The organism is Zarconia navalis LEGE 11467 (assembly GCF_015207075.1).
GTDB lineage: Bacteria > Cyanobacteriota > Cyanobacteriia > Cyanobacteriales > Geitlerinemataceae > Zarconia > Zarconia navalis.
Genome location: NZ_JADEXN010000376.1, coordinates 1 through 5,566, shown reverse-complemented (window position 1 = coordinate 5,566; position 5,566 = coordinate 1). Strand labels below are relative to the sequence as shown.

Genomic DNA, 5,566 nt, shown 5'->3' with positions numbered 1-5,566 from the left:
ATGGATCTGAGCTCTGCCAAGCAAGCCCTGGCTTGCGAACATTTAGTGAAAAATAAAGGCAAGCTCGAACCCGGTTTGCACTCTATTCCGGAAGAAATCGATCGTGAAATCGCTCGCTTGAAACTCGAAGCGATGAATATCGATCTCGATACCCTGACAGACGAGCAAGTTAAGTACATGAATTCTTGGACTTCGGGTACTTAATCGAAACTTGAATGGGGAAGCGGCAACGCTTCCCCTCAATATTTCTGTTGGAAATAGATTCTTGAAGACGCACAGATGAGAAAATGGGGCATCGGGTAACCTTGGGAATTCTTGTAGACCGATCGTTATTTTCATTTGCCTCAATATCCCATATCATATTTTCGACCCAAACAATTCTTCGATCGACTAACTTCTCGAAAACGAACAATTCACCACTGTGGCAAGGCTATCCGTTGAATTAAACCGCTATTTTTTCCAAGAAGACCGACCGCCCCAAGTTAAGCTTGTAGATCTTTGGGACTTGGCAGGAGAGCGAATTTTTGGTTTTTTGTTCGTATTGCTCTCTCTCCCTTCGGCCCTGCCCGTCCCCGCACCGGGATACTCGATTCCATTTGGGGTGGTGATGTTGTTTTTGGCAGTGCAGTTAATTCGAGGGGCCGAGCGTCCCTGGCTGCCCGATAAGTGGATGGCGAGATCGATTCAACTCGACAAACTCCAAGGTTTTCTCAAAGCCGGACTCCCCTGGCTCGAAAAAATCGAAGTCATTTCCCGTCCCCGCTTAACTTATATTTGTACCAGCTCGCTCGGTCGTATCGTTATTGGAATTGCCATCGCCCTGATGTCGATTTCGATGATGATTCCCATTCCCGGAACTAATACAGTCCCGGCGATCGGAATTTTCGTAGTGGGCTTTGGCTTACTCGATGACGACGGGGCAATTAGTCTGGCGGGTTTGGCAATTTGCGCCATCGGCTTGATTCTCTCCATCTCAATTTTGGTGGCTGTTTGGTTTGGCGGCACGAGTTTGCTCGATTGGATTAAACTGCAACTGGGGCGGGGGTAGAGACCGTCGCAGACACTAAGCCATGCCGATCGTTCGGCCGGATCGGATTCTCGCGTTCGAGATCGAGATTGTCTTAGGAGCTAAACCCAGACGGAATTGAAACAATAACAGAGGAGTCACGGTCGAGGCTTTAACGTTCTTCTGCTTCTTCAACTTCGTGTCCTTCGTGTCTTTGTGGTTCGTTCAAGTCAAGTCTTCTGTTGAATCGTGCTTCAGTCGCACCATAAAAAAGCCATCCAAATGATGGCGAGTCGGCCACACTTCCAGCCACCCAGCCGGAGTTACAAAGGGAGATAAAAGAGATTCCGGTGAAGGAGGATCGATTTTCCAGTGGGGATGTTTGTCGAGAAAATGACCGATCGCGCCTTCATTTTCCGGTGGATGTAAGGTGCAAGTCGCATAGACGAGAACGCCACCGGGTTTGAGCCAGGTGGCTGCGGCTTCGAGCAATTCCCCCTGAAGGATTGCCAGTTCTTCCGCCATTTGGGGGGTTTGTCGCCAGCGCAAATCGGCGCGTCGGTGCAGGGTTCCCAAGCCGGAACAAGGCGCATCGAGAAGAACCCGATCGCATTGCTGCTTCAACTGGGGAAAATCGCGACTATCTCCCTGACACACTTCGATCGAATTCAATTGCAAGCGATCGATATTTTGTCGCACTTTTTTCAGACGAGATGCCACTCGATCGATCGCCCAAATTTTACCGCGATCGCCCATCAATTCGGCAATATGGGTCGTTTTTCCCCCAGGTGCCGCACAGGCATCGACGATCGTCTCGTCGGGTTGGGGATCGAGGAGATAGCTTGCCAACTGGGCGCTACCATCTTGAATCGTCCACCAGCCTTCGTTAAATCCGGGTAACTGCTTCACTTCTCCAGTCGCGGAGGTCAATTTTAACCCTTGGGGAAGATAGGAAGAGCGATCGCATTGAATCCCTCGTTCTTTGAGGGCACTTTCAACGGTATCGATCGTTGTTTTTAACGGATTGATGCGTAAATGGAGGGCAGGCGATCGATTAAAGAGTTTGCAGAGTTTCTCGGTTTCTTCTAACCCTATTTGCTCTAACCAATTTTCGACGATCCAGTTGGGATAACTATAAACAATTCCCAATCGCTCGATGGGATTCTCGATGGCTTTTTTGAGGGGATCGTCGGGGGTATTTCGCACTCGCAAATACTGTCGCAATATCCCATTCACAAAACCGGCGAGTCCGGCGAGGTTATTCTGCTTTGCCAGCTCGACGGTGGTATTAACAGCCGCAGATTCGGGAATGCGATCGAGATAGCACAGTTGGTACAATCCAATATGTAAAATTAATCGTAAATCCCGAGGTTGGCGATCGGATTTTTTGCGAGCGAGTCCATCGACGATCGTATCGAGGGATCTCCGTTGTCTGACACATCCATATACCAGCTCGGCAATTAATTTGCGATCGATTTTGTTGGGCTGATGGTGCTGCAATCCATTATCGAGAGCTACATCAGAAAATATACTTTTTCGATCGATCTCTGCTAGAACCCAAAAGGCGATTTGACGAGAGGTTGATAATTTTTGACTTTCGTTTTTTTTCACGATCGATTAAAATTTCGCGAACTAGAGACTTTTAAAAGCCCGGTTTGAAATAAACCCGCAATGGCTAAAACGACACCGAAGAAATAGGAAAACCAGCGATCGTCTTTGCGAAGAGTAACTGATTCTTCATTGAGATCTTCAACAAAATCGTTTATTTCTATCGAGGCTTCTTTGGCATCTCCCTCAAAAGCCTGAATTTCGAGTTCTTGCTTTTCACCCACCAACACTAACCTTTCGGTTTCCCCCGCAGGATCGATCCGAATTCTGACTTCGGCTCTTTGCAGTTTCTCAAGGGTCATACGCTCGACATCTAGCTCTAATAAGTCTTCTTCGATTATCGAGCAGGTCATTTTATCGGTCTCGACTCGATTGCAAGTTAACACTGAGAGTTTGCTGGTGATGCCAATGCCGATCCCGAGGCAGATTAAACCCAAACCAATAAACCCTCCCCACCCACTCTTGGCGGAAGGGGGCGAAGGTGCTAATGCTGAAAGCGATTTTAAGGTTTTCATAATCTTTATTTTATCAATTTATAAAAATATATCTTCTACTATACTCGACGATTTCAATATTTTAGATTAGATAAATATTAAGAATTCAAAAATAGATTTCAATTTTAAAAACAGCAAACAAAGCCAAATTATTCGATCGAAATCTGAAGACGGACAAGATGCTATTTCAATGGGCTGTTTTAATGGATTGAGGGAAAAGCCCAACAACTTTTCTCAGAGATGATTTCTTTCCTTTTTGCTTTCCCATATCGTTTCATATCAAACCGCTGCGATACGGGCATTGCTCAAAATTTCAGATAATTCTAAGAATTACTCGGTCAAGGTCTGGGGTATTCTGGATAGAAGATTATCCTGCCTCGGACACCAGTGCTTAAGAATGAGTGCAACCTCCCCCAAGCTTCCCAAACACCAGAAATCTAAAGCCCTCAAGCCCGGTAGCCGCCGTCCGGCCAAAGAACTGTGCAGCGAGTGCGGACTGTGCGATACCTACTACATCCATTACGTCAAGGATGCCTGTGCGTTTCTCAACCAGCAATTCGATCGCCTCGAAACCCAAACCCACGGTCGTCAGCGCAATTTAGAAGACGACGAGGAGGTTTATTTTGGGGTGCACCGCCAGATGATGGCCGCCCGGAAAATCGAGCCGATTGAAGGGGCGCAGTGGACTGGAATTGTCAGTACGATCGCCTGTGAAATGCTCGATCGGGGTATCGTTGAGGGGGTGGTGTGCGTGCAAAATACTCCCGAAGATCGATTCGGCCCCAAGCCCGTCATTGCCCGCACCCGAGAAGAAGTCCTCGCCGCACGGGTAAACAAGCCCACTCTCTCGCCGAACCTGTCGGTACTCGAACAGGTCGAACAGTCGGGAATGAAGCGGTTGCTCGTTATTGGTGTGGGATGTCAGATTCAAGCCCTGCGGGAAGTAGAAGAACGGCTGGGGTTAGAAAAGCTTTACGTTTTGGGAACCCCCTGCGTCGATAACGTCACTCGCGCCGGGTTACAGAAGTTTCTCGATACCACCAGTCGATCGCCGGAAACGGTGGTGCATTACGAGTTTATGCAAGACTTCCGCGTGCATTTCAAACATGAAGATGGATCGATCGAAAAAGTGCCATTTTTTGGTTTGAATACCAAAGAACTCAAAGATGTATTCGCCCCCTCTTGTATGAGTTGTTTCGATTACGTCAATGGTTTGGCAGATTTGGTGGTGGGCTATATGGGTGCGCCTTTTGGCTGGCAGTGGATTGTCGTTCGCAACGAAACCGGGCAAGAAATGCTAGATATCGCCCTCGACCAACTGCAAACACAACCGGTGGCCTCAAAAGGCGATCGCCACCAAGCGGTACAGCAGAGCATTCCTGCCTACGATAAAGGGGTGACCTTACCCATGTGGGCGGCGAAACTGATGGGAGTGGTTATCGAACGTATCGGTCCGACGGGTCTGGAATACGGTCGATTTTCCATCGATTCCCATTTCACTCGCAACTATCTCTACGTCAAACGCAACTATCCGGAGAAATTAGAGCAACACGTTCCGGAATTTGCCAAGAAAATCGTCGGACAGTATGAGTTACCCGACTCCTAGATCCGGTCGTCAATTTTTAATTGGGGGAAATGCGGTAAGGGAGAGATGCGGTGAGGGAAGAAGAAAGAATAAGAATTACAATTAACAATTGTTAATGAACTCTCCTCCAGCTTCCTTTGTTCCAATGCTCTAATAGATACGGCGGTTACCATATTGTTGTGGGTCGATCTTTGCAACACTAAGGAACTGTGGATATTTGGTGAAGAACGGAAGATTTTATTGGACGATCGCAGCACGAAGCAGACAAAACAACGTCATAGACGAGCAATTCTAAGTATTATTAGGTAAAGGAGCATTGCAGCAAAAATAGCTGTAGTCGATCTCGCGGGTAAAAACTTACTTTCTTCGATATTGGGTGTTGTCAGCGCTAGCATTTTCTATATCCAGCCCAGAGATCTTCAGGGACAGTCTACGGTCACCGACGCGAGCTTCCAATCTGAAATTGTTTGACATCAAAAGTTGAGTGCAGTCAGTTTAGATCTCGATTTGAGTCGATCGAGATTACGTATGCCTCATTGAGAGCCGAGGAATATAGAGGCAATGGATACCAATCATCGATGCGATCGCAGTTCTAAAGAGCCATCAGCCCTCGAACGGGGCGATCGAGCAGCTTACGAGTCGATTACCGAAGCGTTGCACGAATGCGAAGCCCGATATGAAGCCCTGGTTGAATTGCAAACCGATTATATCTGCCGTTTTTTACCCGATGGCACCCTCACATTTGTCAACTCCGCCTATTGTCGCTATGCGGGTAAACAGGGTCACGAGTCCATTGGAACCCAGGTTTTGCATTGGCTCGAACCGACCGATCGCCAAGCCTGGCAAAAACAGTTGAGATCGGTCAGTCCCGCC

At 47.8% G+C, this 5,566-nt stretch carries 6 protein-coding genes; 4 read left to right on the top strand and 2 right to left on the bottom strand.

Annotation, left to right across the window (positions count from 1 at the left end; all coding sequences use genetic code 11):
* Positions 1 to 204, top strand: a 204-nt coding sequence (locus IQ235_RS17405; RefSeq protein WP_264322692.1) for an adenosylhomocysteinase, incomplete at its 5' end; no start/stop codon positions are given.
* A 217-nt stretch (positions 205 to 421) separates the two neighbouring features.
* Positions 422 to 1,048, top strand: a complete 627-nt coding sequence (locus IQ235_RS17400) for an exopolysaccharide biosynthesis protein (RefSeq protein ID WP_264322691.1) — start codon at positions 422 to 424, stop codon at positions 1,046 to 1,048.
* 183 nt (positions 1,049 to 1,231) lie between these two features.
* Here the strand turns inward: IQ235_RS17400 and IQ235_RS17395 are convergent, their stop codons facing one another.
* Both IQ235_RS17395 and IQ235_RS17390 read right to left on the bottom strand, forming a co-directional pair.
* A complete protein-coding gene (locus IQ235_RS17395; RefSeq protein ID WP_264322690.1) occupies positions 1,232 to 2,617 on the bottom strand; it encodes a 16S rRNA (cytosine(967)-C(5))-methyltransferase in 1,386 nt (461 codons plus the stop codon).
* On the bottom strand, positions 2,614 to 3,129 hold the full coding sequence (locus IQ235_RS17390; protein ID WP_264322689.1) for a hypothetical protein: 516 nt from the start codon (positions 3,127 to 3,129) through the stop codon (positions 2,614 to 2,616). The genes IQ235_RS17395 and IQ235_RS17390 overlap by 4 nt, the downstream gene beginning before the upstream one ends.
* A 376-nt stretch (positions 3,130 to 3,505) precedes the next feature.
* Here IQ235_RS17390 and IQ235_RS17385 point away from each other — a divergent pair, with 376 nt between their 5' ends.
* On the top strand, positions 3,506 to 4,714 hold the full coding sequence (locus IQ235_RS17385) for a Coenzyme F420 hydrogenase/dehydrogenase, beta subunit C-terminal domain (protein ID WP_264322688.1): 1,209 nt from the start codon (positions 3,506 to 3,508) through the stop codon (positions 4,712 to 4,714).
* A gap of 540 nt (positions 4,715 to 5,254) precedes the next feature.
* On the top strand, positions 5,255 to 5,566 hold a 312-nt coding region (locus IQ235_RS17380; protein ID WP_264322687.1), incomplete at its 3' end, for a PAS domain-containing protein.